Source organism: Streptomyces sp. NPDC058773 (assembly GCF_042746015.1).
In the GTDB taxonomy this organism is placed as follows: domain Bacteria; phylum Actinomycetota; class Actinomycetes; order Streptomycetales; family Streptomycetaceae; genus Streptomyces.
In genome coordinates this window covers 144,372-170,286 of the sequence record NZ_JBHYPE010000001.1, presented here as the reverse complement: position 1 = coordinate 170,286, position 25,915 = coordinate 144,372, and the positions used below count along the sequence as shown (strand labels likewise).

Below are 25,915 nucleotides of genomic sequence, written 5' to 3'. Positions count from 1 at the left end.
TCTCCAATACTGCACACCTTATGAGGATTGACCCGTTCGGCGGCAGCCCCGGCCCGGCGGCGGCAGCTCTCCGCCCTCCGGACGGCCGTCCGGAGCGGCCCGCGCAAAGCCTCCTGGGAGCGCTCCCCGGACCGGTGCACGCCGGTGGCTTGCGCCGTGGCGCGCATCCCCCGTCAAGGTGACTTGAGAGCGGTTCCGGACCGGAACCGATCGACAGGTGAAGGCGGAAAATCTCCCCCAGAATGATCACCATACGCTTCAACTCCCTTTATTTTCCAGGGAATTGTGGATTGATCACCGTGCAGAAACGTGCCTTTCCAGAGCCGTTGGGAGACCCCCGTGAATGCCTCTAACGAGCCCTACTATCGGCTCGCCATGACAGCAGCAGGGAAGCACCAGGTGAGCCGGTCGACCGGTCGCCGGCTGGGGCGGGCGGGCATCCGGGACGTGGCCGCCGCAGCCGGTGTGTCGATCACGACCGTCTCCGACGCGCTCAACGGCAAGGGCCGGCTTCCGGATGCCACCCGTAGCCATGTCCGCGAAGTGGCCGACCGGCTGGGCTACCGCCCGTCCGCGGCCGCCCGCACCCTCCGTACCGGCAAGTCAGGGCTCCTCGGCCTGACCGTGACCACATACGGGGACGAACCCTTCACCTTCACCGAATTCGCCTACTTCGCGGAGATGGCCAGAGCCGCCACCTCCGCGGCACTGGCCCGCGGCTATGCGCTGGTCATCCTCCCGGCGACGTCCCGCCACGACGTGTGGTCCAACGTCGCCCTCGACGGCACCGTCGTCATCGACCCCGCCGACGGCGACCCCGTCGTCACCGAACTCGTCCGGCACGGCATCCCCGTCGTCTCCGACGGCCGCCCCGGCGGCGCACTGCCCGTCACCGGCTGGGTCGACAACGATCACGAGGCGGCCGTCCTCGGGCTGCTCGACCATCTCGCCGACGCCGGCGCCCGCCGCATCGGACTCCTCACGGGCAACACCACCGACACCTACACCCGGCTGTCGACCACCGCCTATCTGCACTGGTGCGAGCGGGTCGGCCAGGATCCGGTGTACGAGTCCTACCCGGCACACGACCCGTGTGCCGGCGCCGTGGCCGCCGACCGGCTGCTGGCCCGCCCGGACCGCCCGGACGCCGTCTACGGGCTCTTCGACCCCAACGGCACGGACCTGCTCGCCGCCGCCCGGCGCTACGGACTGCGGGTGCCGGAGGACCTGCTGCTGGTCTGCTGCAGCGAGTCCACCCTGTATGCCGCCACCGAACCGCCGGTCACCACACTGTCCCTGAAACCGCGCCGCATCGGCACCGCCGTCATCCAGATCCTCATCGACGCGATCGAAGGGCTGGACACCGGCCGGCCCATCGAACAGGTGATACCCACTGATCTCATCGTCCGTGCCTCGTCCCAGCGAAGGTCACCGCGAACGACCGTCAGCCCGCCACGGGGACCGGCCGGCGACTGAGGGTGCTCCCACTTACGGACGACCGGGCGTTCCCAGCTCGGAGGAAAAAACGTGGCGAACACGGGATAAATCAGCCCCGAATGCCGGGCTCCGGTGGATTGACCACCCCCGGGTGCGTCACAACCCGCGACCAGCATTCCTATGATGGGCGGACGACACCGCGGACCGCCGTCGACCAGGCAAAGGTCCGAGAGGTGCACGGCGGCGCAACGGTGGAGGGGTCGATGACTCAGGGGGCCAGTCTGGGACCCATGGTGCGGACCATGGCGGGAGAAACTCCGGCGTCGGCTCCGCCGCCCGGAGTGCCTTCCGGCACGCCCGCCGGGTCCCCCGCGCCGCCCGTCGGTCCGCCGCTCCACATGCCCGCCGGTGCCCCTCCCGCACCTCCCGCCGCGCCCCCCACGGCACCGCCGGCCGAGATGCCCGAGGAGTACACCCCGACCGCGCGGGACCTCCCGGTCATCACCCCCGGCCGTACGGACACCCTCATCGACCACGCGGCGGTCGTCCCGGTGCCCGAGCCCGCCACGGACCCCGACGCGCCCGAGGGCATGGGCCCGTTGTACGTCGTCGGCGATGTGCACGGCTACTACGACGAGCTGCGCGAGGCACTGGCCGCCGAGGGCCTGATCGACGCCGACGGCAACTGGGCGGCGGGCAACGCCCGGCTCTGGTTCCTCGGCGACTTCACCGACCGCGGCCCCGACGGGATCGGCGTCATCGACCTCGTCATGCAGCTCTCCGCGGAGGCCGCGGCGGCCGGCGGCTACTGCAAGGCCCTGATGGGCAATCACGAACTCCTGCTGCTGGGCGCCAAGCGGTTCGGCGACACCCCCGTGCAGTCCGGCGCCGGCACCGCATCCTTCCAGGCCGCCTGGCTCCTCAACGGCGGCCAGAAGAGCGACATGGACCGCCTGGAGGACCACCACCTCCAGTGGATGGCCCGGCTGGACGCCGTGATGGAGGAGGACGGGCATCTGCTCGTGCACTCCGACACCACCGCCTACCTCGAATACGGCGACTCCATCGAGGCCGTCAACGACACCGTCCACGACGTGCTCACCCGCAGCGAAGCGGATGAAGTCTGGGATCTGTTCCGGAAGTTCACCAAGCGCTTCGCCTTCCGCGACGAGGCCGGCTCGGACGCCGTCCGGGAACTCCTCGATGCCTACGGCGGCGACCGCGTGGTCCACGGCCACAGCCCGATCCCGTATCTGCTGGGCGAGGTCGGCGCGGAGGACGGCGAGAGCGAGAGCGTTGCGGTCGACGGTCCGCATGTCTACGCCGACGGGCTGGCAATCGCCATGGACGGCGGCATCACGATGGCCGGAAAGCTGTTGGTCGTTCAACTGCCGCTGGCCGGCTGAGGGTTGCGGGCATCGCCGGGCGCCGGGTCGGCCGGCGTACGGTCAGGACGAAAACGGCGGGCGACACCGGCGGAAACCGGTCGGGGCATTACTCAATTTCCGCAAACTCTCTGTCACGCCGTGCCGGAGTCGCTCTACCATCGGTCTATCCGTAGCAGGCTCTCCTCCGTTTCCGCCCACTGCCCGGCCAACGCCGGCCGTACGGCCCTACGGAGCATCGGGGGATCCACATGAACAGCGCTCCGCACCTGCTGAACGAGGATCGCGAGGAATTCACGCGGCTCCTCGATGAGGCGCTGCGTACCGCCCCATACCGCCCGGACGACCTGACCGACACCACGGGATACCGTCTCGACACCGAGCAGTTGCGCACGATGGCGCTCAGCGCGACCACCGCCATCGCCGCCTGCGCCACGGCCGAATACCAACGCTATGTGCAGCTCCGCACCGCATTGCGGACACCGGCACCGGTCGCGTCCGTCGCCGATACGGGCGACGCGGAGCAGCACGGGGCCGACGGCGGGAGTCCGGCCCCGGACAGCGCCACGGTCATGGACGCGGCCGAAACCACCGGTGCCGGGCTGACCGCCATGATCGCCGTGCTGGCCCCCGTGCTCGCCGGTATCGCCGCCGTCCTCTTCCTCCTCATCGGATATGTGCTGCGCGCCGTCAGCTCCGACAAGTCGCTGGCCCAGCCGCTGATCAGCGTCGGCTGGATCTTCGCGGCGCTGACCGCGGCGGGCACCCTGGTCGCGATGGCCGGCCTTCTCGTCACGGCGCTGCGCAACGGCGCGTCCGCCCAGGTCGCCAGAGCCGGGGAGCGGGACGAGGCACTGGACCGGGCCCGTGAGGACTGGCGCCGCGCCCTCCTGGAGCGCGGCCTGCTGCCCTTTCTCCGTGCGGCCCTCAGCGACCCCGCCGCCACCCCGGACGACGTCCCGGACCGTTACGTCCCGCGCCGCACCACGTCCCCGGAGAGCCGGATTCCCACCCTCGGCTACACCCGCCCCGAGTTCTCCAGCCCCGACAGCGGCTCCTCGGGCGCCCGCCCGCGCTACTCCAGCCCGGACTTCACCAGCCCGGATTACGGCGGACCGGATCACCAGGCGGATTAGGGGTGCCGCCGCCGGCTCCGCCAACGGGGAGGCCCCCGCCCATCGGGCAGGGGCCTTCGCCGTGGGGGTCCGGACGGGCCGGCTAGTCCGCGATCGGCAGATAGACGCGGTTGCCCGCCGCGGCGAACTCCTTCGACTTCTCGGCCATTCCGGCCTCGGGGTCGAGGGCCAGGTCGCCACCGTGCTCGCGGCGGATGTCCTGACTGATCTTCATCGAGCAGAACTTCGGGCCGCACATCGAGCAGAAGTGGGCCGTCTTCGCCGGTTCGGCGGGCAGCGTCGCGTCGTGGAAGGCACGCGCCGTGTCCGGGTCGAGGGCCAGGTTGAACTGGTCCTCCCAGCGGAACTCGAAACGGGCGTCGGAGAGCGCGTCGTCCCACTCCTGGGCGCCCGGGTGCCCCTTGGCCAGGTCCGCCGCATGGGCCGCGATCTTGTAAGTGATCACGCCGGTCTTGACGTCGTCGCGGTCCGGCAGGCCCAGGTGCTCCTTGGGCGTGACGTAGCAGAGCATCGCGGTGCCCCACCAGGCGATCATCGCCGCGCCGATACCGGAGGTGATGTGGTCGTAGGCGGGCGCGATGTCGGTGGTCAGCGGGCCGAGCGTGTAGAACGGCGCCTCTTCGCAGATCTCCTGCTGGAGGTCGATGTTCTCCTTGATCTTGTGCATCGGGACATGCCCGGGGCCCTCGATCATGGTCTGTACGCCGTGCCGCTTGGCGATGGTGTTCAGCTCGCCGAGCGTCTTCAGCTCCGCGAACTGCGCCTCGTCGTTGGCGTCCGCGATCGAGCCGGGACGCAGACCGTCACCGAGTGAGTAGGTCACGTCGTAGGAGGCGAGGATCTCGCAGAGCTCCTCGAAGTGCGTGTAGAGGAACGACTCCTGGTGGTGCGCCAGGCACCAGGCCGCCATGATCGAACCACCGCGGGAGACGATGCCGGTCTTGCGGCGGGCCGTGAGAGGCACATAGCGGAGCAGCACACCGGCGTGCACCGTCATGTAGTCGACGCCCTGTTCGGCCTGCTCGATGACGGTGTCCTTGTAGATCTCCCAGGTCAGCTCCTCGGCCTTGCCGTCGACCTTCTCCAGCGCCTGGTAGAGGGGGACGGTGCCGATGGGGACGGGGGAGTTGCGCAGCACCCACTCGCGTGTGGTGTGGATGTTGCGGCCGGTGGAGAGGTCCATGACGGTGTCGGCGCCCCAGCGGGTCGCCCAGGTCATCTTCTCCACCTCCTCCTCGATGGAGGAGGTGACCGCGGAATTACCGATGTTGGCGTTCACCTTCACCAGGAAGTTCTTGCCGATGATCATCGGCTCGATCTCCGGGTGGTTGATGTTGGCGGGCAGCACCGCGCGGCCGGCCGCGATCTCGTCGCGGACGAACTCGGGCGACACCTTCTCGCGGAGGGCGACGTACTCCATCTCCGCGGTGATCTCGCCGCGCTGGGCGTAGGCGAGCTGGGTGACCGGGGTGCCCGTGCGGCCGCGCCGCGGCTGGCGGGGTCGGCCCGGGAAGACCGCGTCGAGGTTCTTCAGTCCGCCGCGCGGTGAGGTGTGCTTGAGGCCGTCGTCCTCCGGCCGCATGGGACGGCCCGCGTATTCCTCGGTGTCGCCGCGGCCGATGATCCAGTTCTCCCGCAGCGGTGCCAGACCGCGGCGGACATCGGTTTCGATATTGGGATCGGTGTACGGCCCTGACGTGTCGTAGAGCGTCACGTCCTTGCCGTTGGTGAGGTGCACCCGCCGGACCGGCACCCGAAGGTCCGGGCGCGCTCCGGAGACATAGCCCTTGTGCCAGCCGATCTGCGGCTTTTCGCCGTCGTTCGCACCGTTTTCGGGCGTGCGTGCATCCTGCAGAGTCATGAGACCCAACTCCCTACGCCGGCATTACCCGGTACCAGGTTCGGCGGTCGACGCAGCGGCTTCCGTCCGTCGGCGTTTCACGTGAAACGCCGCGGGGACGAAGGTCAGCGCCCTCTCAGCCCGGTGCTCCGAGCTCCCGCGATTGCAAAGGTGCCACCACGGTAGCGGCCGTTGTGGCGCGGTGAACAGTGGGCCCCTGGAGTTCTTGCGATGATCGGGCGGTGTCGCCTTACGAGACCCACCACCATTCCGCCCCGCACTCCCATGGGCACGGCCATGGCCCTGCCGCGCCCGTCTCCCGGCATCTGCGCAAGGTCATCGCGGCGGTGCTGATCCCGTTCGCGGCCGCGGTAGCGGTCGGTCTGGTCGTGCTCTGGCCGGGCGGTGCACCGCCCCACAAACCGTCCGGGGTCGGCTTCGACCAGCCCACGGAGACGGCCCGAGTGATCAAAGTGGCGGAGGTGAACTGCGCGGACGTCCATGCCGAACAGCAGCCTCAGCCACCGTCGCCGACGGGGCAGCCGCCGACCGGGGGAGCGGAGACGGGCAAGCACTGCCAGCAGGCAACGATCGAAGTCACCACCGGGGAGAACAAGGGGCGCACCTTCCGGACGGTGGTGACCCCGGACGCGCTGCGCCACTACACCACCGGTCAGGAGGTGGTGGTGACGTACTCCCCCAAGGCGCCGAAGGACCTGCAGTACTCGGTCAGCGATGTGGACCGGACGCTCCCGATGTGGCTGCTGGCAGCGATCTTTGCCTTCGCGGTGGTGATCGTCGGCCGGCTGCGGGGTGTGCTCGCACTGGTGGCGCTGGCGGCCAGCTTTGTGGTCCTGACGCTGTTCATCCTCCCGGCGATCCTCCAGGGCTCCAATCCGCTGGTGGTGGCGGTGGTCGGCGGCAGCGCGATCATGCTGATCGCGCTCTACCTGTGCCACGGGCTGACGGCCCGTACCTCCGTGGCCGTGCTCGGCACCCTCGCGTCACTGCTGCTGATCGGGCTGCTCGGATCGGTGTTCATCGGCTGGGCACTGCTGACCGGCAATACGGATGACACCACCGGGCTGGTGCACGGTCTGTACCCCGACATCGAGATCCGCGGTCTGCTGCTGGCGGGGATCATCATCGGTTCGCTGGGGGTGCTCGACGATGTGACGGTGACCCAGACCGCCGCGGTCTGGGAGCTCAAGGAGGCGGATCCGTCGGCAGGGTGGCGCAAGCTGTACGGGGCCGCGATGCGGATCGGCCGGGATCACATCGCGTCCGTGGTCAACACCCTTGTGCTGGCCTACGCGGGTGCCGCACTGCCGCTGCTGCTGTTGTTCTCGATCGCACAGAGCAGCGTCGGCACGGTCGCTTCGAGCGAGGTGGTCGCGGAGGAGATCGTCCGCACGCTCGTGGGCAGCATCGGACTGGTCGCCGCGGTGCCGCTGACCACACTGCTGGCCGCGCTGGTCGTCTCGGCGGACCGGAAGGGATCACCGGACCGGACGGGACTGGCCGCACCGGCGAGCGACGACACGGGAGCCGGGCCGGCAGCCGTCGTCGGGGCCGGCATCGGGGCGGCGAGCCCCGCGGGTGGCCGACCGGGACGACGCGGGGGACGCGGCAAGCGGCGCAAGCAGTGACGACGGGAGGCGGGAGCAGGGGGCGGCCCGGGGGCCGTGTCAGCCGGCCGGGGCCTCCGTGAGGATCCGGTCCAGCACGGCCTCCAGGGTGTCGCAGACCTCTTCCTTGCCCAGCGGCACCAGCCGGTCCGTGCGGTCCAGGAAGGCCACCAGCGGCGCCGCGCTCACCCGGAACAGCGCGCACTCGGTGCCGACTTGAAGGCTGATGAGGACATCGCTGAGGTGCTCGGGGGAGGTCGGCTCGATCCGTACATCACCCTCGCCGGACGGCCGGCTCAACCCGTCCAGCAGCAGTTCCCGGCCGAACACCCAGGTCACCGGCGCATCGCCGGGCAGGTCGAAGGTGAGGCGGACGGCATACGGATCGGCGGTGGCGAAGTCCAGCTCCACCGGGATCCGGAACGCAAGCTCCTCCGAGACGACGAAGCTCATGATCACTTCTGCCTGAACTGTGTCGGTCATCAACCACTGCCCCGCACTTGATCGGAGATGGCGGGGAAACAACCCCCGTAGCCCTAGTGGCGCCATCGTCTGCCACGCGCCAGCAGATCACAAGGAGTGAGTTTTCAGATACTGATAGAGAAGGCGAGTGTCGTTAGTGTCGCCTCCGCCATTTTCCGTAGTCGCTCTGTGACGGACCGCAATCGACGCAGTTCGTCCATGGGCAGCGAAACCGCCAAAGTCGCCGTGGCCGCCCCGACTTGGACAGGGATAGCGGCACACACCGTGCCCAGGGCATATTCCTGGCGCTCATACGCAACATGATCGCGACGCACCGTATCCAAACGGTGCAGCAAATCGTCCTCAGTTCGCACGGAAAAGGGCGTTATCGGCTGGACGGGATGGCGCGCGAGATGCTCCTTCCTCGTTGCGTCGTCGAGTTGCGCGAGCAGGCATTGCCCGACCGCATGGGCGTGCGCGGTGGCGCGGAAGTCGACCCACTCCGCAACCGGCGGCCGCGCCGGGTCGTCGGTCACCGCGACCACCTCGACTTCACCCTCCCGGTAGACGGCGAAGTAGACGGCGGCGCCCAGCTCCCGGCCCGCCACGGCGAGTGCTTCGGAGAGATGGGCCCGCTGCCGGCGCCTGGCCCCGGCCCGGCCGATGCCGTCGACCGCCGCACCGAGGACGAAGACACCGTGCTGCCGCTGGAGATAGCCCTCGTGCGCCAGGGTCCGCAGCAGGTGGTAAGCCGTCGGCAGCGGCAGCCCGGCCTCTCTGGCCAGCTGCTTGGCGGGCGCGCCGTCCGCATGCGCACCCACTGCCTCCAGCAACCGGAGCGCCCGCCGCACCGATGCGATCAAGGTGGGGTGGGAGTCGGATTCGCCGTTCACGATCGCCAACGCCAACCCCCAGGTCCGCTCGCAGAGGGGCACGGGGCCCCGGCCACGGGAACACCTCCCATGACCACGCGCGTCTCCCCGGCGCCACGAGGACCCCCGGACCGGGCTCGTCTCACCCGGATTTTCCGGAACGCCACAGTCCGGAAGACGTCTGCGCCCGGCACTCTAACGCGGCCTATCGGGCTCACAGGGCGAAAGCCGGAGGAGTTACCCCACCCGCGCACCGCCGAGCGGAACTGTGCGGGCCGGGTTCGACATCGGGCTCAACTGCGTCGCGACGAGGCAGGTTTGACGGGTTTGGCGCGTTTGGCGAGCTTTGTGGAGTGGCCGTCCGGTGACCACCGCCGAGCGGGGCCGCGGACGGCGACCGCCGGCGGTCAAGCACCGGCGGCCGGTGGCCTCCGCCGTGGCTTACCAGTCGCTCTTCGACGAGGAAGACGACGAGCCGCTGGCCCTGCGGACGAGGTAGATGACCCCGGCGACCAGAGCCGCCGCTATGAGGACCTTGAACAGCAAGCCGATCAGAAGGCCGAGTGCGGTGGTGATCAGTCCGCCGAAGACGACGATCAGGATGACGGGCACCACGACCCAGGTGACCCACCACGGAAGCCCTGCGAATATCCCCTTACCGGCCACTGCTCTCCCCTGCTTTCTGTCTGTCGCGCTGTCGTTGTCCGTACCGCGCTATCCGTCCGCTGCGCACTGGTCGCGCAGATGGCACCGTCCGCGTGCTGCGGGTCTGCCGCCTCACGCCTCAGGTTTCCCTTCACCAACGATGCTAGGACGCCGGCCACGGCCGCGGGGGCTGCGCAGCCCCGGTCCTTCCCTGACCCGTCCCCTACGGGTATGGGGGGCCGGCCCCTAGCTTTCAGGAGGAGAGAAGACCACCATCACCCGGAGGTCCTCGCTGATGTGGTGGAACTTGTGGGGCACCCCCGCCGGCACATAGACCACACTGCCCCGCGCGACCGACTGCGTCTCCTGCCCGACGGTGATCGCCGCCCGGCCGCTGACCACGAGGTACACCTCGTCCTGCCCGTGCGGCTGCTGTGGATCGACGCTGCCGGCGTCGAGCGCGTACAGGCCGACCGACATGTTGCGTTCCCGGAGGAACTGCAGATACGCACCGTCGTTGGCGGCCCGCTCCGCTTCCAGCTCTTCCAGTCTGAAGGCCTTCATGCCGTTCGCACCCCTCGATGATTCAGACTCGTCTGCGACGATCTCACCATGAAGCATTTTCTGGTCAAGACGATCGCCAATGCCGCGGCGCTTGCCGTGGCCATCTGGCTGCTCAAGGACATCACGCTCACCGGTGAGAACACCGGCCGCCAAATACTCACCCTGATCCTCGTCGCGCTGATCTTCGGCCTGGTCAATTTCCTGGTCAAGCCCGTGGTGAAGCTGCTCTCGTTCCCCCTGTTCATCCTCACGCTCGGCCTGATCACCCTGGTCGTGAACGCGCTGATGCTGATGCTGACCTCCTGGCTCGCCGGCAAGGCCGATCTGGCCTTCCATGTGGACGGCTTCTGGACGGCCATGCTCGGCGGCGTGATCATCTCCATCGTGGCCTGGGCGATGCATGTGATCCTTCCCGACGAGGACTGACCCGTGTCCGCTCCCTTCCGCATCTGCTTCGTCTGCACCGGAAACATCTGCCGGTCGCCGATGGCGGAGTCCGTCTTCCGCGCCCGCCTGGCGGAAGACGGGCTCGACGGCCTGGTCGAGGTCGACAGCGCGGGGACCGGCGGCTGGCACGAGGGCGATGGAGCCGACCCGCGCACGGTCGCCGTACTGCGCGCGGGCGGCTATGAACACACGCATACCGCCCGGCAGTTCCATGTCTCCTGGTTCGACCGCCTCGACCTGGTCATCGCGCTCGACTCCGGCCATCTGCGCGAGCTGCGCCGGCTGGCCCCCACCACCGAGGACGCCGCCAAGGTCCGCTTGCTGCGTTCCTACGGGACGGGCGCGGTGCCGGACCGCAATGCGGACCCGGGCTTCCATGCCGCTCGCTCCGGCGCACTCGACGTACCCGATCCGTACTACGGCGGCTTCGAGGGCTTCGAGGAGTGCCTGGAGATGGTCGAGACGGCGAGCGAGGGCCTCCTGGCCGCGGTCCGCGCCGCGCTCCCGGCCGGCGTCGCCCCGGTCCGCCCCGCCGACCACGACAGCCGGCGTGCTGAACCCCCTCGGCCGCCGGAGAAGGAGTGCGCATGACGGGCGACGGCACCCGCGCCGTACGAGCCGGGCTCCCGGAGCCCGGTGCCTATGAGCCGGCCCTCCCCGGGCCGGTGTTCGCGGCCCACTACCACCTCCCCGGCGACGCCGTCGGCCCCTACACCTACGGCCGCGACGGCAACCCGACATGGACCCTGCTGGAACAGGCGATCGGTGAGCTGGAGTCGCCGGACGAGAGCGCGCACACCGTCGCCTTCGCCTCCGGTATGGCGGCGATCAGCGCGGTGCTCTTCTCCCAGCTGCGCTCCGGCGACGCGGTGGTGCTCCCCAGCGACGGCTATCAGCTGCTGCCGGCCGCGCGCACGCGTCTGGAGAGCTATGGCATCGAGGTCCGTACGGCGCCGACCGCGCACGACGCACAGCTCGACGCCCTGGACGGCGCCCGGCTGCTGTGGATCGAGACGCCCTCCAACCCCGGCCTCGATGTCTGCGACATCCAGCGGCTGGCCGACGCGGCGCACCGCCGGGGCGCGTTGGTCGCCGTCGACAACACCCTCGCCACCCCGCTCGGTCAGCGCCCCCTCGACCTGGGGGCGGACTTCTCGGTGGCCAGCGGCACCAAGGCGCTGACCGGTCATGGCGACGTCCTGCTGGGCTATGCCTGCACCCGCGATGCCGCCCTCGCCGATTCCGTACGGCTGTGGCGCAAGACCGTGGGTGCGATCCCCGGCCCCATGGAGAGCTGGCTCGCCCATCGCTCACTCGCCACCCTCGCGCTGCGCGTCCGGCAGCAGTCGGCCGGTGCGCTGGCGCTGGCCGCGGCGCTGGCCGACCGCCCGGAGGTCACCGGGCTCCGCCACCCCGGGCTGCCGTCCGACCCGTCGCACGAGCTCGCCGCCCGCCAGATGCGCCCGGGACGCTTCGGCTCCGTGGTGTCCTTCGTGCTGCCCGACGTGTCCTTCGCGGAGCGGTTCCTTACCGCGCTGACCTTGGTGGACGAGGCGACGAGCTTCGGGGGCGTACGGTCCAGCGCGGAGCGACGGGCGCGTTGGGGCGGCGACGCGGTGCCGGAGGGCTTCATCCGCTTCTCGGTCGGCGTCGAGGAGCCGGAGGATCTGATCGCGGATGTCCTGCGGGCGCTGGACGTGGCCGCACCGCACTGACCGCACAGATCACGCTGGACCGCATGGCCGGAACGGATCGAACAGACCGAGTGCCGCCGGGGTCGGCGCCTCTGGAGGAAAGGCCGGCAGGGTATCCCCCCTCGTCACCCTGCCGGCCTGCGGTTCTCCATGGCCCCGAGTCCACGCGTTTCACGTGAAACCAGTTGTTCCACGTGAAACCAACCGCTCGAACAAGGCTAGTTGACTGAGCGTCAGTGTCCAATCACGCTAGCGACACATCCCTATCGACAAATTTATAGTTGGCCCGCGACCAGGCTTCCGAGGGGCGCAGGAGGTACGCGATGGATCTGGCTCTGCTGCGCACCTTCGTCACGGTGCACCGGGCCGGCTCCTTCACCCGCGCCGCGGGATTACTCGGCCTCTCCCAACCCGCGGTGACCAGCCAGATCCGGGCACTGGAACGCCAGTTGGGCCGCCCGCTCTTCGTCCGCTGCGCCCGCGGTGTCACCCCGACCACGATCGGCGACGAACTCGCGCACAAGGTGGCGCCGCATCTGGACGCGCTCACCGAGATCACCGAAGCGGGCCTGGACCGGGAGTCCGTCACCCGCACCCTCCATCTCGCCGGGCCACCGGAATTCCTCACCGAGCGCGCACTCCCGGCGCTCACCCCGCTGATATCCCAGGGCCTGTCCATCCGTACCGCCTTCGGGTCCGCGGAGGAGATGCTGAGCGGTCTGGCGGCCGGTCACCACGATCTGACCGTCACCACGACCCGGCCGCGCGGCGGGCTGCTGAGTGCCACCCCGCTGTGCGACGAGGAGCATGTACTGATCGCCGCACCTCACTGGGCGGACCGGCTGGGCGGCCCCGGGGCGTTGCAGGCCGGCGGCGTCCGCCTGCTGGACCCCGTGCCGATCGTGGAGGTCCACGAGAGCCTGCCGCTGATCGCCCGCTACTGGTCCGCGGTCTTCGACGCCAAGCCCACGGCCTCCGCTGCTGTGATCGCCGGTGATCTGCGGGCGGTGCTGTCCTGCGTCACGGCCGGCGCGGGGCTCGCCGTTCTGCCCCGCTATCTGTGCGCCGACGCGCTGGCCGACGGCGAGGTCATCACCCTGCTCGACCCGACGGTGCCCCCGCTGCGGACCTACTTCCTGGCCGTACGCAACGGCACGCTCGGCCTGCCGCACATCGCGCGAGCGCATGAATCGCTGCTGCGCACCGCGGTCGGCTGGTGACCGAGGGGCGTGGGTTTCACCAGGCCGTGACTGCGGCATCTGTCCCCTATGAACGAACGGCCAGTCGTCAAACGCACCGCCCGCGCGATTCTGCTGGACGGCGCGGACCTCGTTCTGATCAAACGCACCAAGCCGGGCCGGGCCCCGTACTGGATCACTCCCGGCGGCGGTGTCGAGCCCGAGGACGCCACCGTGATCGACGCCCTCCACCGTGAGCTGGACGAAGAGCTGGGGGCGAAGATCAAGGACGTGGTGCCGGTGTTCGTGGACACCGTCGAGCACTTCAGCGACGGCGGGGTGGACGGGGTGAAGGTCCAGCACTTCTTCGTCTGCCGGCTCGACTCGATGGACCTCACCCGCCGGCACGGCCCCGAGGTCGAGGAGCCCTGCGGGGACTACGACATCGTGCGGGTGCCCTTCACCCGCGTCGGCATCGCCTCGGTCGAGGTGGTCCCGCTGTCGCTGCGGCACTACCTCGACGGCAACATCGAGGGCGTACGCGCCATGCACGCCCCCGACCTGGGCTGAGCGGACCGCCCACCAGCTGCGGCAGGCGCCGGGTCAGCCCTCGCTCCGGTCGAACCAGCCGCGGAATTCCGCCTCGTCCTCCGTGGCACGACGGGGCTGGGCGCGGGCGAGCACCCGCTCGACCCGGTCGAGGAACTCGGCGTTCAGCTCCTCCACGAAGTCGTCCCGGCCGGAAGCCGCAGGTCCGGGCTCGGTTCCTGCCGCCGGGGGCGGACCGGCCTCCGCGGGCTCGCCCCCGTACACCGGGGCCGTGACCGGGCAGGCGGTGTCGTCGGTGTCCTCGTGGAGTCCGCCCCGCAGGTGCTCGTTCCTGCGCTCCGTGCGCCGGAACGGCGGCCGCTCGCCCGCCTCGGCCGCCGTGCCGAAGAAGTCGCCGCCCTTGCGCTTGCTGTCGTCGGTGCCCCATGCCCGCGCCCCGCGCTCCTGCACCGGGACCTTCTGCAGATACGGAATGTGCTTGGCGCAGTGGATGTACGCCTCTTCGACCTCGACCGTGACCCACAGCTGGGGGCGCCGCCCGGGAACCGGGTCGACCGGCAGCCCGGCGAACTGCGCCCGCATCTCGTCGTCCATGACCACCCGCGCACGGCCGTTGATGTGCAGCCCGATGCGGTCCCGGGTGAAGTCGATCATCAGGAGGCCCAGGCGCGGATTCTCCGAGATGTTGCCGATCGAGGCCATGACACCGTTGCCACGGTATTCGGGATACGCCAGCGTCCGGTCGTCGAGCACCTGGATGAATCCCGGCGGACCGGCCCGGAAGGTCGAGTCGCAGTCGCCGTGCCGGTCGGCCGTGGCCAGGAAGAACATCTCCTGCCGGGCCACGAACTCGCGCATCCGGGCGTTGAGATGGTCCAGGACCTGTTCCCGGTAAAAGCGGTCGGCGCGCTCGGTGCTACCGAGTCGCTGCTGCACCAGGTGCTCACCGTCGCTCCCGGGGCGCTCCTGCGGCATGCCCCACCCCTCCCCTGTCGGACCGGATTCGCCCTGCACTGCCGAGATCTCAATCCGCCGCCGAGACCAGCTCTTCGATGGAGTCGTGCCGGATACGGTCAGTCGGGATGCCGACTCCCACCAAAGCGTCCACGCCGCTGCGGATCAACCCTGGCGGCCCGGAAAGGTAGGCGTCGTACTCGCGGAATGGCCCGTATTGCCGTACTGCGTCCGGAAGTTGCCCGGTTTCGCTGCTGGTCCCGCCGCGCGCCGCCGGTCCGGTGGCGACGACCGGGCGGACGGAGAGCCACGGATGGGCCTGCTCCAGGCGCAGCATCGTGTCGAGGTCGTAGAGGTCCTGATCGCTGCGGGCGCCGTAGAAGACCTCGACGGGACGCCGGACGCCGTGCTCCGCGACATCCTCGATCAGCGCCTTGAGGGGCGCGATGCCGGTGCCGCCGCCGACGCACAGCAGACCGCTGCGCGTCGTGTGGTCGACGGTCATCGAGCCGCCGGGCGCCCCGAGCCGGATCACATCGCCGGGGCGGGCGCGGTGCACCATGGCGTTGGAGACCCAGCCGGCCGGGACCGCCTTGACGTGGAAGGACAGCAGACCGTCGGAGCGCGGCGCGGAGGCGAAGGAGTAGTGCCGCCAGATCCGCGGCCACCAGGGGGTTTCCACGCTGGTGTACTGCCCGGCGAGGAACGGGTACGGCTGGTCGGGGCGGACCGTGACCACCGCGATGTCGGGCGTGCGCAGTTCGTGCGAGACGACCTCGGCCTGCCACCAGGCGGGGGCCACCGCCTCGTTCTCGGCGGCCGCGTCGATCATGATCTGCGAGATGGCCGTGTAGGCGCGCACCCAGGCGGCCTGGGTCTCCGGCCCCCAACTGGACGTGGCATAGCGCGCGAGCGCGCTGAGCAGGCATTCGCCGACCGCCGGGTAGTGGTCGGGCTGGGTGCCGTATTTGCGGTGCCCGCGGCCGAGGTTCGCGAGGTACGCGGTGAGCACATCGGCGTCGTCGACGTGCTGGGCCGCGGTGAGCAGCGCTTTGAAGAGCCGGTCGCGCTGGGTGTCCATCGAGGCGGGGAACAGCGCCCGGAGGTCGGGGTACTGGACGAAGAGCAGCGCGTAGAAGTACGAGGTGACCTTGTCGGCCACGGGCTCGATCTCCGCCATGGTGCGGCGGATGAGAACCGCGTCGGGAGAGGCGGGGGTGGCGGAGGAGGCCGAGGCGGTCACGTCGCCGAGGGAGGGCTCCGGTGCGGGAGCGGCGGAAGGGACCTTGGGGGTGAAGGCCGGGGGCGCGGCCGCCGCGGTCGGGGCGGGCGGCGCCGGAGCCGCGGTCGGGGCAGGCGGTGCCGGGGCCGCGCTCCCCGTGGGCGCTCCCGTGGCGCGCGCCGATTCGTGTACGGGCTCGGGCTCGCGGACCGGCTCGGGTTGCCAGGACGGCAGACCGTCCTGGAACGGATTGTGCTCCCAGCTGGGGCCGGGCGCGCGGCGCGGCGGTGCGGAGGACGCGGCGGCGTAGCCGGGGGAGGCCGCGGACCGCTCCGTGGGGGCGGGTGCGGTGGGCGCTCCACCGGTCTCGTGCCGTGCCTGCGCAGTCTGCGACGGCTCCGTCCGCTCACGCGCGGCGGAGGTGCCTACCGGCCGGATCGGATTGACCGGCCGACTGGGTATCCGTTCCCGGTCGTTGCGGTCATCTCTCTCGTACCGCTCATTCCGGTCTCTGGGGTCGACGCGGTCGGGGTGTGCACCCCGGTCGTCCGCTTCGGCCCGGCCGTCCTCGGCTTGTTGCCGGTCCTGACTGCTTTGCCGCTCCTGCTGTTCTCCGGAGGACTTCTTCGCCGGCGGAGTGAACCAACCCCAATCGCCACTGCTCCCGCCGGAAGATCCGTTATCGGCCGACGTAGTGGTCGGAGCGTCCATGGTCTGCCTCGCCTCGAACGTCATTCGGTCGTCTTCGCAGTTCCATGGAACGGAACTGCCCGGAATTCCCCCGCCCTGCCCCGGAATTCTTCATCGGCTAAGTGATCCCGGCAACATCCCCCAAAGCGGACAAATCTCACTTCCTTGCGACAATGTGGAACAGATGCCGTGTCAGCAGCATGCCACTCCCGCTCATCGCACTGGACAAATAGTCGGAAGTCCGGGTGACGCGGGCCGCTTCGCCGCTAGGCTGACGAGCTTTGCCCGCCCTTCACGCTTCCCGCGGAAGCCCTCACTCCGCAAAGCCGGACTCGACCATACCGGCAGTACTTCAAACCACAAGTCCTGATCTTGGAACACTCCTGGCGGCCTTCCGATAACAGTGATCCTCCCCACAGACTGCGTTTTCAGCGCCCACAGCGGACGAATCCGCCGCGGAAAGCGCGGAATTACCGGCCAGTACGCGCCAGCTCGTATGCCTCGCGCAGATCAACACCCGCATACGCAAATGAGGCCAGGCCACTGACATGGTGATCCGCATTCACGGCCACGGACCGCGGAACCACGCCGAACAGTTCGGCATCCGACTGCGAGTCGCCATACGCCACGCAGTCGGCGCGGGTCAGCCCGTACTCCACGCAGAGTTCATCCGCGATACGCACCTTCGCCGCCGAGGTGAGGATGCCGCTCGGCTCCACCGTCTGCCGGATCGGCACATCCGGCCAGCGGGAACCGTGCGCCGCGTCGGCCCCCCAGGCCAGCAGCCGCTCGACAAAGAAGGCCGGGGACAGGGAAATCACCGCGCACCGTTCGCCGCGTGCCCGGATATCGGCCCAGACCTCTCGGATTCCGGACAGCCATGGCGCACCCTCGAAGGCCGCGGCCACCTGGGCTTCGGTCAGCTCGGCGGCCCACAGCTCGCATGCCCGTTCCGCGAACTGCACGGGCGTCAGCTCACCCGCCGCGAATCCGCGTTCCAGCTCGCCGATCTCCCGGTCCAGCCCGAGCTGCCGGGAGATCTCGATTGCCGCTGCGGACCCGTGGAGCAGGGTCCCGTCCATGTCGAACAGATGCAGCTTGCTCATGGCCCGGAGCCTAGAGCGCCCTCCGGCGGGATGCACGGGCGGGAGGGGTTATGGGTGCAACTGGGTTCGTACGCCATGAAATCCGCCGAGACGATGCTTATCGGCGCCGGTCGCAGGTGCGTACTCAAGACTGCGTACGCGCGGATACTCCCGGCGGCAGATGTACCGCGCGCCCCGGGGCGGGACCGTGGCGGTATGCAGCAGCTCAGCCGCCCGGTCCGCCGGGCCGTCCTGGTCCTTCATGTCGCCGTGTCCGTCAGCTGGCTCGGTCTCACCCTCGGGCTACTCGCGCTCGGCATCACCGGCTACCGCACCGGCTCCCCCGGGACGGCGGCGGTCGCCTACCTGGCGATGAAGATCTTCGGTGACTGGCTGGTCCTCCCGCTCGCCTTCGCCTCGCTGGTCAGCGGGCTGGTGCTGTCGCTGGGCACCGCCTGGGGACTGGCCCGGCACCGCTGGGTCGTGGTGAAGTTCTGGCTGACGCTCGTTACCGTGCTGCTGTCGGTGTTCTCGCTCCGGCCCGGCATCAACCACCTCGCCGCCGAGGCCGCCGCCGGCACCCCGGCCCACGACGTCAGCCTCGTCGTCGCGCCGTCGGTCGCGACGGCCACCTATCTCTTCCTCACCGCGATCTCCGTCCTCAAGCCCTGGGGGCCGACCGCCCGCGGCAGCCGACTGCGCGCGACGCAGTCGGCCGAGGCCCGCGCCGGCCGGGCTCGACGGGGCGGCATCAAGGGCGCGGGCCTCCGCTGGTGGGGCGGGAAGCCGGGGTTGAGCCGGGCCGGGTCGAGGCGGGTCGGATGAGGCCGCGGGCAGGAGAGGTCAGGGTCAGGCGAGGCCGGGGGCGGGTCAGACGAGGCCCCTCTCCGCTGTCGCCGCGGTGACGATCCGGTGGTCCTGCTCGGGGGCGCCGCCGCCGAAGCCGAGCGCGCCGATCGGCCGCCCGTCCCGGTGGAGCGGCACCCCGCCCGCGAGGAAGAGCAGCGGCCGGTCCAGCGCCGTGGGCAGGGTGTGGAAGAGCCCGTCGGGGCGTACGTGGTCGACGAGTTCGGCGGTCGGCGCCTCCAACTGGAGGGCGGTGTAGGCCTTGCGGGTGCTGGTCTCCCCGGAGATCAGCACGGCCGTGTCGTCCCGCCGGAAGCCGAGCAGCTGGCCGCCCGCGTCCAGAACGGTGACGCTGCCCCGCACCCCGAGGCCATCGGCGGCACGGACGGCGGCCTCGATCAGGGCATCGGCCTCGCGGGTGGTGAGGGGGCGGACGGTGGGGGTGGCGGTGGTGGTGCTCATGAGGTGGTCCTTGGGGAGTGGTGGTGCCCACCGCCCAAAGGGCGCAAGGGCGATTCGAGTAGAAGGACGACGGTGGTTCGGGGGCGACGATTCGGGAGGGGCGACGGTGATTCGGGACGGAACGGATGCGGTGGTCAGCCGTGTGCCGCCACGACGGGCTCTCCGGCGGCCACGGGTCCGCCGGAGGCCACCACCTGGTCCCGGCCCGGCCGGCGCCGCTCCAGGGCGGAGGCGAATATGGCTACGCCGAGCGCCGCGACCGTCATCAGGGCGCCGACCCAGTTGGGCGCGGTGTAACCCAGACCGGCTGAGATGACGATCCCGCCGAGCCAGGCGGCCAGTGCGTTGCCGAAGTTGAAGGCCGCGATGTTGCCCGCCGAGGCCAGGGTGGGCGCCGAGGCGGCCTGGTCCATCACCCGCTTCTGCAGCGGCGGCACGGTGGCGAAACCGAAGATGCCGATCAGCGCGAGGGTGAGGGTGGCGGCGATCTTGTCGTGCGCGGTGAAGGTGAACGCCGCCAGCGAGAGCGCCAGTCCGGTCAGCGCCACATACAGCATCGGCATCATGGCGCGGTCGGTGAAGCGGCCGGAGACCAGGTTTCCGCCGACCATGCCGAGGCCGAAGACGGCCGTCAGCCAGATCACCGAGGACGGTGCGAAGCCGGTCACCTCGGTCATCATCGAGGCGAGGTAGGTGACGGCCGCGAAGACGCCGCCGAAGCCCAGGATCGTCATCAGCATCGCGAGGCCGACCTGGGGGTTGCGGAACACCGCCAGTTCGCTGCCTAGGGAAGAGGCCGCCTTGGCCCGCTGTGCGGGGATCAGCCGGACGATCCCCAGCAGGCCGATCACACCGAGCGCAGTGATGGCGTAGAAGGTGGTGCGCCAGTCGAAGTGCTGACTGAGCATGGTGCCGGCCGGTACGCCCACGACGTTGGCGACGGTCAGGCCGCTGAACATGAGCGAGAGGGCGGTGGCCCGCTTCTGGGGTGCGACGAGGTCGGCGGCCACCAGCGCGCCGATTCCGAAGAACGCGCCGTGCGTGAACGCGGCCACGATCCGCCCGGTCAGCATGATCCAGAAGTTGGGCGCCGTGGCCGTGAGCAGATTGCCCACGATGAACAGGCCCATCAGCAGCGTCAGCATCTGCTTGCGGGTGAAGCGCGTACCGAGAGCCGTCATCAGCGGCGCTCCGACGACCACACCGAGCGCATAGAGAGTGGTCGCGTATCCGGCGAGCGGGATGGAGACACCGAAGCCGGCCGCCATGTCGGGCAGCAGGCCCATGACCGCGAACTCAGTCGTCCCTATCCCGAAGGCGCCGATGGCGAGCGCCAGGAGCGCGAGAGGCATGACGGATCCCTTCACATCATTGCGTCCGTCCCTTACGGGCGTCCACAATAATTGCAGACGCAGGTTAATTGCAAGCGCCGTATATTTCGGAGGTGGCCTATCCTGGTTCCTGCGCCCCATGAGGAGGTCTTCGATGACGCAGCAGACACGGGAATCGCAGCGGACGGCGGCCCCGCAGCCGGCAGCGGCCACCCCCGGCTGCCCCCCGGCGGAGCCCCCGGGGCCGGCGCAGGGCTGGTGCGCACTTTCCGCGCTGCACGGCCGGATCGAGTCGCACATCGAGCGCGCGCTGCAGACCGCTCATGACCTCAGCGTCCGGGAGTTCTCGGTCCTCAATGTGCTCAGCGAGCAGCACGACGGGCCGGGCGGTCATTTGCGGATGCACCAGGTCGCGGACTCCGTGATCCTCAGCCAGAGCGCCACGACCCGCCTGGTCACCCGGCTCGAGGAGCGCGGGCTGCTCTCGCGCTACCTGTGCCCCGACGACCGGCGCGGCATCTACACCGACGTGACCTCCGACGGACTCGCACTCCTGGTCGAGGCCCGGCCCACCCATGACGGCGCGCTGCGCGCGGCCCTCAAGGAGGCCGCGCAGCGCCCCGAGCTGGCACCACTGGTCACCGCCGTCGAGACGCTCGCGCCGCCGACGAGCGGTTGAGGGACGGGCGAGCGGGGAGCAGGGGGCCGGACCGCCTGCCCACCGGCCCCGTGACCGCACGGCATAAGGTCGCGCGCATGAGCGATATCGAGATACGCCGCGCGACCGAATCCGATCTCCCCGCGATCATCGGGATGCTCGCCGACGACCCCCTGGGCGCCATCCGCGAGGCGCCGGACGATCTGGCTCCGTACCGCGCCGCGTTCGAAGCGCTGGCCTCCGATCCGCAGCAGCACCTGGTCGTGGCGGTCCGCGCCGGGCAGCCGGTCGGCACCCTCCAACTCACCGTCGTCCCCGGCCTGTCCCGGCGCGGCGCCACCCGCTCGATCATCGAGGGCGTACGGATCCACCGTGACGAGCGTGGCGGGGGCCTCGGCACCCGGCTCATCGAGTGGGCGGTCGAGGAGTCCCGCACGCTCGGCTGCCAGGTGGTGCAGCTCACCTCGGACGCTACCCGGATCGACGCACACCGCTTCTACGAGCGCCTCGGGTTCGAGGCCTCGCACCTGGGGTTCAAGCTCCCGCTCTGAGGAACAGGCGGCCGGCCCGCACCCCGCCGGGGCCGGTCACGTCCGGCGCGTACGTCCCCGTGCTCGGTGCGCCTTCTGCCGGCAGGCACCACCGCAGTAGCGTGCGGGCCGGCCCGTGCGCGACGCCGCGAGCGCCGCACCGCACACCCCACACCGCGATTCGTTACGTTTCACCGGCACAGCTTCGAGTTCCGTTACGGCGCGTTCCGGCCGCAGCGCATCGCACATCAGCGCCGTCATCCGGCCCGCCGCCTCGCCCCCGGGACCCGTTCCCGGCGCGGCCCGCTCCATCGAAAGACAGCCGACCAGCAGCGCGCGGAGATCCGTTATCCCGACGTCCTGACGTACGGCGCCCGCCTCTTGGGCCCTTCTGAGCAGCACTTCCAGCGCCTCGTCGAAGCTCCGCCCGACCCCCGGCGACGGCTCGAAGCGACCCGCGCCGGCCGCCTCCAGCGCGTCACACAGCGCCTTGTTCCGGGACGCGAGCCGGACCACCGAGGACAGAAAGCGAAAGAAGACCGGACCGGGATCCGGGACATCGGCCAAGTCCCTGGCGGTGTCGGTGAACAGCTCGACCCGGTCCACGATCGTCGCCCTGAACAGGGCTTCCTTCGAGGGGAAATGGCGATAGACGGTCCCGGCACCGACCCCCGCACGGCGCGCGATCTCTCCGAGCGGAACCCCCAACCCCCGCTCCTCGAAAGCGAATCGGGCCGCCTGGAGCACCAGCGCCCTGTTCCTCCGCGCATCCGCACGGGAGCGCGACACACCGCCGTCCGCCATCGCCGGACCTCCTGAGAATGACTGACACCGGGTCACGCAATCCGCGTTTTTCTAACCGGGTCGCTCATTCCGATTCTATGGGAAGGTCTAAGCAAGATCGTTAAGCGCGTTTCACCGTCGCGCCGGCGACTGGATCCAGCGGCCGAGAGGCAGCTGGTGCGTGACGGACCGCCCTCGCTGCGGCGAGGCTCACGATCGACGGCGCAACGGGCGGCCTCAGCGTCCAGCCTGACCCCGGAGCCCCGGGGTGCGCCACCGGACGACTCCTGACGGGGACGAGATCACCACCGGGCGCGAAGCGGTCGATAAAGCCCCCTCCACGGACGTACGACAGCCCGCCCACTTCTCCCCAACTGCCCCTGCCTACAAGCAGTTTCACGTGAAACCGTGCCGTGGCCCGACATACGTGCGGGGTCGTGTTTCACGTGAAACACGACCCCACATCGACAACGCGCCCGCGGTCAGGCGCCCCCTCGGCTCAGCCGGCGACCACCGCGTCCCACGCCGCGCCCGCCGCCCGCTCCGCATCGTCGGCGTCCACGGACACGCCCAGCGCCCGCAGTCCGCCCGCCAGTGCCCGCAGCGAGGCCGTGACCACCGCCCGGTCGGCGGCGCGGCCATAGTGGTTCACCCGGATCATCTCCTTGGCCAGCGCACCGGCCGCGGCCTGCACCGGCACCGCTGCGTCCAGCCCGGCCGCTGCCGTCACGATCTCCCGGGCGTCCACTCCCTCCGGCGCACGGAGCGTCGTGGCGACCGGCGCCGCGTCCTCGTCACGCACGACATACGGAGCGAGCCCGCCCAGCGCCCGCACACCGGCCCTGGTCGCCGCGGCCGCAGCCCGGTGCCGGGTGAGGACCGCCGGCGGCCCTTCGGCCTCCAGACGGTCCGCTGCCTGCTCCAGCGCGAGCATCTCCAGCTGCGCCGGAGCGTGCGGAAGTGCGGTCCGGCCACCGTCGATCCAGCGCTCCTTCCAGTCCAGCAGCGAGAGGTACGAGCGCCGCGGAGCCTGCTCGTTGGCGGCGATCCGCTCCCAGGCACCGGCGCTGACCGATGCCACCGACACCCCGGCGGGCCCGGCCATCGCCTTCTGCCCGCCGATCACACAGAGATCCACGCCCCACTCGTCGGTGAGCAGCGGCTCGGCGCCCACCGAGGCGACCGCGTCCAGCATCAGCAGCGCGCCGTGCTCCCGCACCACCGCGCCGATCTCGGCGACGGGGTTGGTGTTGCCGGTGGCCGCCTCGGCGTGCACCAGGCTCACAAAGTCGATCTCGGGGTGCTCGCGCAGCGCCTCCGCCACCTGCTGCGGGGCGACCGCTCCTGTGAACGGCGCGGTGAGCGTGACCACGTCGGCGCCGCAGGAGCGCAGCCAGCCGCCGAAGGTCTCACCGTACGGACCGGTGATGATGTTGAGGGCGGTGCTGCCCGGCCGCACCGCCGAGCGGATGCAGGCCTCCAGGGGCAGCAGCGCCTCGCCCTGCATCGCCACGACATCGCAACGGGTACCCATCAGGGCCGCGACCTTGTCCTCGATCCGCGCGAAGTGCGCCGCGGTGAGCGGTGGCAGATCGAGCAGGTCCGGGGCGGTGGAGTTCGCGGTCGGGTCAGACACAGCAGTCACAGGGCCTTCCAGCGGTAGCGAGCCAGCTCGGCGCGGCTCCTGACATCTGGATCGACTGTACGTCCGGGCGCCGGGCCCGCCGTACGGGCCTCAGACCCGCCAGCCCTCCGGATCCACCCCGCCGGGCACCGGCGCCGACGGCTCGTACGGGCCACGGGTGAACACAAAGGTGCCGAGGTCGAGATGGCTGACCGCACCGTCCTCGTCCCGCCTCACCCGCAGCGTCTCGCCCGCGTAATAGCCGTCCAGTCCGGTCCATGTGCCGTCGTTCTCGGCCCGGAACCGCGAGGCGCGTCCCGTCCCGGACAGCGGGGTGAGCTCCAGCCCGCGGTCGGCCCGCAGCCGCAGGGCATGGGGGTTGGCGCCCCAGTACCAGGGCCCGGTCAGCGCCAGGAGCTCCGGATCCAGCGGGCCGGGCAGCGGACGCCAGGGCGCGGGGATGCGGGGCTCCTGCGCGCGGACGATCCCGGTGAGATCGGCGGCGACGGCCCCGGCCGCCGGGCCCGAGGTGCAGTTGGTGAGGACGACCGCGGCCACGTCCTCCTCGACATCGGCCCACAGCGCCGCCAGGAACCCGGGCATCGAGCCCTGGTGCCCGACCAGCAGCCGCCCCTCCCGCCGCAGCAGCTGCACTCCCAGCCCATATCCCGCATCCCAGCCGTCGCTCTCCGGCGGCACGGCCGGGGTCCGCAGCTCCGCCAGACTCGCCGCGTCCAGCACCCGCGCATCGCCGCGCAGCAGGAACGCCGCCCAGCGGCACAGGTCCTGGAGCGTCGACCAGAGCTGCCCCGCCGGGCCCATCAGGCCGGTGTCCTCGGCCGGCTCCGGCAGCAGCGCGTCGGCCCACGGGTGCACGGCCCAGCCACCCGCGTACGGCGCCTCCGGCCGCAGTGTCGTACGGCCCATGCCCAGCGGTTCCAGCACCTCGCGGCGCAGCACCTGGTCCCACGGGGCACCGTCCCTCAGCCGCTCGACCAGCGCGCCGAGCAGGGCGTAGCCGAGGTTGGAGTAGTGGTGCCGCCGGCCGGCCGGAAGCCGCTGCGGGCGCTCGTCGAAGAGGTCGGCCGGCTCGGGCCGCAGCGCGCCGGTGGTCCGCTCCCACCACGGCCCCCGTGGCTCGGCCGGCAAGCCCGCGCTGTGGGAGAGCAGTTGCGCGATCGTCGCGTCCGGCACCGGGGTGCCCTCCAGATGCCTGCCGACCGGGTCCGCCAGCCGCAGCAGGCCCTCGTCGCGCAGCCGCAGCACCAGCACGGCGACAAAGGTCTTGGTGAGCGAGCCGATCCGGTACTGAACATCGCCGTGCGGCAGCTCCCCCTCCACCGTGCCCCGGGCCCCGGTCCACACCGTCCATCCGTCGCGGACGACCGCCCCCGTCATCGACGGTGCGCGCCCCTCGGCCTGCCCGACCGCCAGCCGGCGCAGCAGCGCCCGCCGGGTCTGCGGCAGCAGTTCCGTGAACTCGTCGGGTGTACCGGCCGCACCGGGCCCCTGGCCGACGGGCGCGGGGCGGGGGATGTCGGTGGACTGTGCGGTGGTCATGGCGCTCCTCAACAGCGATGCGGCTCGGCCGGGCCCCATCCTCGCGCGCGCAGAACCAGCCGTCCCTTCCCCCTCGGCCTGCCTCCCCTGCGACGGCGCCTGCATGCTCCCGAAAACGATCGCCGCCGTTGCGCCGCTCACTCCCCAGCGGGTAAGAGCGCGCACGAGAAGGGGACTTGCTCGGCCACGGCCCGCGGTGCAGGGCCGACGGCGCAGCAGCCTGGCTGCCTTCTTCGAAAGTTTTTCCGCCGCGCGTTATATCCGTGGTCCCCCGCTGCATAGCAACGGCTGAGAGCCGCCGCTAAAACCAGGCCACGAGCTTCGTTGCGGGTG

25 protein-coding genes, 1 tRNA gene and 1 riboswitch are annotated in these 25,915 nt (G+C 70.6%); of the genes, 12 read left to right on the top strand and 14 right to left on the bottom strand.

All coding sequences use genetic code 11. The annotated features are described in order from the left end of the window. Nucleotides 1-375 precede the first annotated feature (375 nt). From ACFW5B_RS00775 to ACFW5B_RS00765, 3 genes are all read left to right on the top strand, one after another. Nucleotides 376-1,476 (top strand): LacI family DNA-binding transcriptional regulator, encoded by a 1,101-nt coding sequence (locus ACFW5B_RS00775; protein ID WP_386431093.1) that lies wholly within the window; start codon nucleotides 376-378, stop codon nucleotides 1,474-1,476. Nucleotides 1,477-1,727: 251 nt separating this feature from the next. Then, nucleotides 1,728-2,843, top strand: a complete 1,116-nt coding sequence (locus tag ACFW5B_RS00770; protein ID WP_386431091.1) for a metallophosphoesterase — start codon at nucleotides 1,728-1,730, stop codon at nucleotides 2,841-2,843. 230 nt (nucleotides 2,844-3,073) lie between these two features. After that, on the top strand, nucleotides 3,074-3,958 hold the full coding sequence (locus ACFW5B_RS00765) for a hypothetical protein (RefSeq protein ID WP_386431089.1): 885 nt from the start codon (nucleotides 3,074-3,076) through the stop codon (nucleotides 3,956-3,958). Between the two features lie 82 nt (nucleotides 3,959-4,040). On the opposite strand, the gene thiC is transcribed toward ACFW5B_RS00765, so the two are convergent. Continuing rightward, on the bottom strand, nucleotides 4,041-5,819 hold the full coding sequence (thiC, locus tag ACFW5B_RS00760; RefSeq protein ID WP_386431087.1) for a phosphomethylpyrimidine synthase ThiC: 1,779 nt from the start codon (nucleotides 5,817-5,819) through the stop codon (nucleotides 4,041-4,043). Continuing rightward, a riboswitch (TPP riboswitch) is annotated at nucleotides 5,813-5,969 on the bottom strand. It overlaps the preceding gene by 7 nt. A gap of 71 nt (nucleotides 5,970-6,040) precedes the next feature. On the opposite strand from thiC, the gene ACFW5B_RS00755 reads away from it, so the two are divergent. Continuing rightward, complete coding sequence (locus ACFW5B_RS00755; protein WP_386431085.1) at nucleotides 6,041-7,447, top strand: YibE/F family protein; 1,407 nt, start codon at nucleotides 6,041-6,043, stop codon at nucleotides 7,445-7,447. Nucleotides 7,448-7,486: 39 nt separating this feature from the next. Here the strand turns inward: ACFW5B_RS00755 and ACFW5B_RS00750 are convergent, their stop codons facing one another. The 4 genes from ACFW5B_RS00750 to ACFW5B_RS00735 form a co-directional block, all read right to left on the bottom strand. Continuing rightward, the gene (locus tag ACFW5B_RS00750) at nucleotides 7,487-7,909 is read right to left on the bottom strand and encodes an SsgA family sporulation/cell division regulator (RefSeq protein ID WP_386431083.1); all 423 of its coding nucleotides are present in this window, start codon (nucleotides 7,907-7,909) and stop codon (nucleotides 7,487-7,489) included. 104 nt (nucleotides 7,910-8,013) lie between these two features. Then, nucleotides 8,014-8,784, bottom strand: a complete 771-nt coding sequence (locus ACFW5B_RS00745) for an IclR family transcriptional regulator (RefSeq protein WP_386431661.1) — start codon at nucleotides 8,782-8,784, stop codon at nucleotides 8,014-8,016. A gap of 417 nt (nucleotides 8,785-9,201) precedes the next feature. Beyond that, nucleotides 9,202-9,426, bottom strand: a complete 225-nt coding sequence (locus tag ACFW5B_RS00740) for a DUF5326 family protein (protein ID WP_386431081.1) — start codon at nucleotides 9,424-9,426, stop codon at nucleotides 9,202-9,204. Between the two features lie 225 nt (nucleotides 9,427-9,651). After that, a complete protein-coding gene (locus tag ACFW5B_RS00735) occupies nucleotides 9,652-9,969 on the bottom strand; it encodes a cupin domain-containing protein (RefSeq protein WP_386431079.1) in 318 nt (105 codons plus the stop codon). A gap of 48 nt (nucleotides 9,970-10,017) precedes the next feature. Between ACFW5B_RS00735 and ACFW5B_RS00730 the strand changes: the two genes are divergently transcribed. Further along, the gene (locus ACFW5B_RS00730) at nucleotides 10,018-10,395 is read left to right on the top strand and encodes a phage holin family protein (protein ID WP_386431077.1); all 378 of its coding nucleotides are present in this window, start codon (nucleotides 10,018-10,020) and stop codon (nucleotides 10,393-10,395) included. 3 nt (nucleotides 10,396-10,398) lie between these two features. Next, complete coding sequence (locus ACFW5B_RS00725; RefSeq protein ID WP_386431075.1) at nucleotides 10,399-11,007, top strand: low molecular weight protein-tyrosine-phosphatase; 609 nt, start codon at nucleotides 10,399-10,401, stop codon at nucleotides 11,005-11,007. A gap of 180 nt (nucleotides 11,008-11,187) precedes the next feature. Here the strand turns inward: ACFW5B_RS00725 and ACFW5B_RS00720 are convergent. Continuing rightward, nucleotides 11,188-11,282 (bottom strand) — tRNA-OTHER (locus ACFW5B_RS00720). Between ACFW5B_RS00720 and ACFW5B_RS00715 the strand changes: the two genes are divergently transcribed. The 3 genes from ACFW5B_RS00715 (at nucleotide 11,253) to ACFW5B_RS00705 (ending at nucleotide 13,858) form a co-directional block, all read left to right on the top strand. Then, nucleotides 11,253-12,131: a PLP-dependent transferase gene (locus ACFW5B_RS00715; protein ID WP_386431073.1), complete on the top strand. Its 879-nt coding sequence runs from the start codon at nucleotides 11,253-11,255 to the stop codon at nucleotides 12,129-12,131. The two genes, ACFW5B_RS00720 and ACFW5B_RS00715, sit on opposite strands and share 30 nt — an antisense overlap. Before the next feature lie 302 nt (nucleotides 12,132-12,433). Continuing rightward, nucleotides 12,434-13,330, top strand: a complete 897-nt coding sequence (locus ACFW5B_RS00710; RefSeq protein ID WP_386431071.1) for a LysR family transcriptional regulator — start codon at nucleotides 12,434-12,436, stop codon at nucleotides 13,328-13,330. Between the two features lie 48 nt (nucleotides 13,331-13,378). After that, nucleotides 13,379-13,858 carry an NUDIX domain-containing protein gene (locus ACFW5B_RS00705; protein ID WP_018092145.1) on the top strand — a complete coding sequence of 160 codons (480 nt, stop codon included), beginning with the start codon at nucleotides 13,379-13,381 and terminating at the stop codon, nucleotides 13,856-13,858. A gap of 33 nt (nucleotides 13,859-13,891) precedes the next feature. Here ACFW5B_RS00705 and ACFW5B_RS00700 read toward each other — a convergent pair whose 3' ends face one another. The 3 genes from ACFW5B_RS00700 to ACFW5B_RS00690 form a co-directional block, all read right to left on the bottom strand. Further along, nucleotides 13,892-14,812 carry a pyridoxamine 5'-phosphate oxidase family protein gene (locus ACFW5B_RS00700; RefSeq protein WP_386431070.1) on the bottom strand — a complete coding sequence of 307 codons (921 nt, stop codon included), beginning with the start codon at nucleotides 14,810-14,812 and terminating at the stop codon, nucleotides 13,892-13,894. Nucleotides 14,813-14,861: 49 nt separating this feature from the next. Then, the gene (locus tag ACFW5B_RS00695) at nucleotides 14,862-16,724 is read right to left on the bottom strand and encodes a globin domain-containing protein (protein WP_386431068.1); all 1,863 of its coding nucleotides are present in this window, start codon (nucleotides 16,722-16,724) and stop codon (nucleotides 14,862-14,864) included. A gap of 449 nt (nucleotides 16,725-17,173) precedes the next feature. Continuing rightward, nucleotides 17,174-17,809, bottom strand: a complete 636-nt coding sequence (locus ACFW5B_RS00690) for an HAD family hydrolase (RefSeq protein ID WP_386431066.1) — start codon at nucleotides 17,807-17,809, stop codon at nucleotides 17,174-17,176. Between the two features lie 195 nt (nucleotides 17,810-18,004). On the opposite strand from ACFW5B_RS00690, the gene ACFW5B_RS00685 reads away from it, so the two are divergent. Then, nucleotides 18,005-18,613: a DUF2269 domain-containing protein gene (locus tag ACFW5B_RS00685; RefSeq protein WP_386431064.1), complete on the top strand. Its 609-nt coding sequence runs from the start codon at nucleotides 18,005-18,007 to the stop codon at nucleotides 18,611-18,613. Nucleotides 18,614-18,658: 45 nt separating this feature from the next. Here ACFW5B_RS00685 and ACFW5B_RS00680 read toward each other — a convergent pair whose 3' ends face one another. Together ACFW5B_RS00680 and ACFW5B_RS00675 are read right to left on the bottom strand one after the other, a co-directional pair. Next, nucleotides 18,659-19,096, bottom strand: coding sequence for a heme-binding protein (locus ACFW5B_RS00680; RefSeq protein ID WP_386431062.1), 438 nt, complete (start codon nucleotides 19,094-19,096; stop codon nucleotides 18,659-18,661). Nucleotides 19,097-19,230: 134 nt separating this feature from the next. Then, nucleotides 19,231-20,448, bottom strand: a complete 1,218-nt coding sequence (locus ACFW5B_RS00675; protein WP_386431060.1) for an MFS transporter — start codon at nucleotides 20,446-20,448, stop codon at nucleotides 19,231-19,233. Nucleotides 20,449-20,581: 133 nt separating this feature from the next. On the opposite strand from ACFW5B_RS00675, the gene ACFW5B_RS00670 reads away from it, so the two are divergent. Beyond that, nucleotides 20,582-21,106 (top strand): MarR family winged helix-turn-helix transcriptional regulator, encoded by a 525-nt coding sequence (locus tag ACFW5B_RS00670; RefSeq protein WP_386431058.1) that lies wholly within the window; start codon nucleotides 20,582-20,584, stop codon nucleotides 21,104-21,106. Between the two features lie 77 nt (nucleotides 21,107-21,183). Then, entirely contained in the window at nucleotides 21,184-21,636 is a 453-nt protein-coding gene (locus tag ACFW5B_RS00665; RefSeq protein WP_386431056.1) for a GNAT family N-acetyltransferase, read from the top strand. A gap of 36 nt (nucleotides 21,637-21,672) precedes the next feature. On the opposite strand, the gene ACFW5B_RS00660 is transcribed toward ACFW5B_RS00665, so the two are convergent. The 3 genes from ACFW5B_RS00660 to ACFW5B_RS00650 form a co-directional block, all read right to left on the bottom strand. Then, nucleotides 21,673-22,419, bottom strand: a complete 747-nt coding sequence (locus ACFW5B_RS00660; RefSeq protein ID WP_386431054.1) for a TetR/AcrR family transcriptional regulator — start codon at nucleotides 22,417-22,419, stop codon at nucleotides 21,673-21,675. Between the two features lie 478 nt (nucleotides 22,420-22,897). Further along, nucleotides 22,898-24,034: a pyridoxal-phosphate-dependent aminotransferase family protein gene (locus ACFW5B_RS00655; protein ID WP_386431659.1), complete on the bottom strand. Its 1,137-nt coding sequence runs from the start codon at nucleotides 24,032-24,034 to the stop codon at nucleotides 22,898-22,900. Between the two features lie 99 nt (nucleotides 24,035-24,133). Next, nucleotides 24,134-25,582, bottom strand: a complete 1,449-nt coding sequence (locus tag ACFW5B_RS00650; protein ID WP_386431052.1) for a serine hydrolase domain-containing protein — start codon at nucleotides 25,580-25,582, stop codon at nucleotides 24,134-24,136. Between the last annotated feature and the right edge of the window lie 333 nt (nucleotides 25,583-25,915).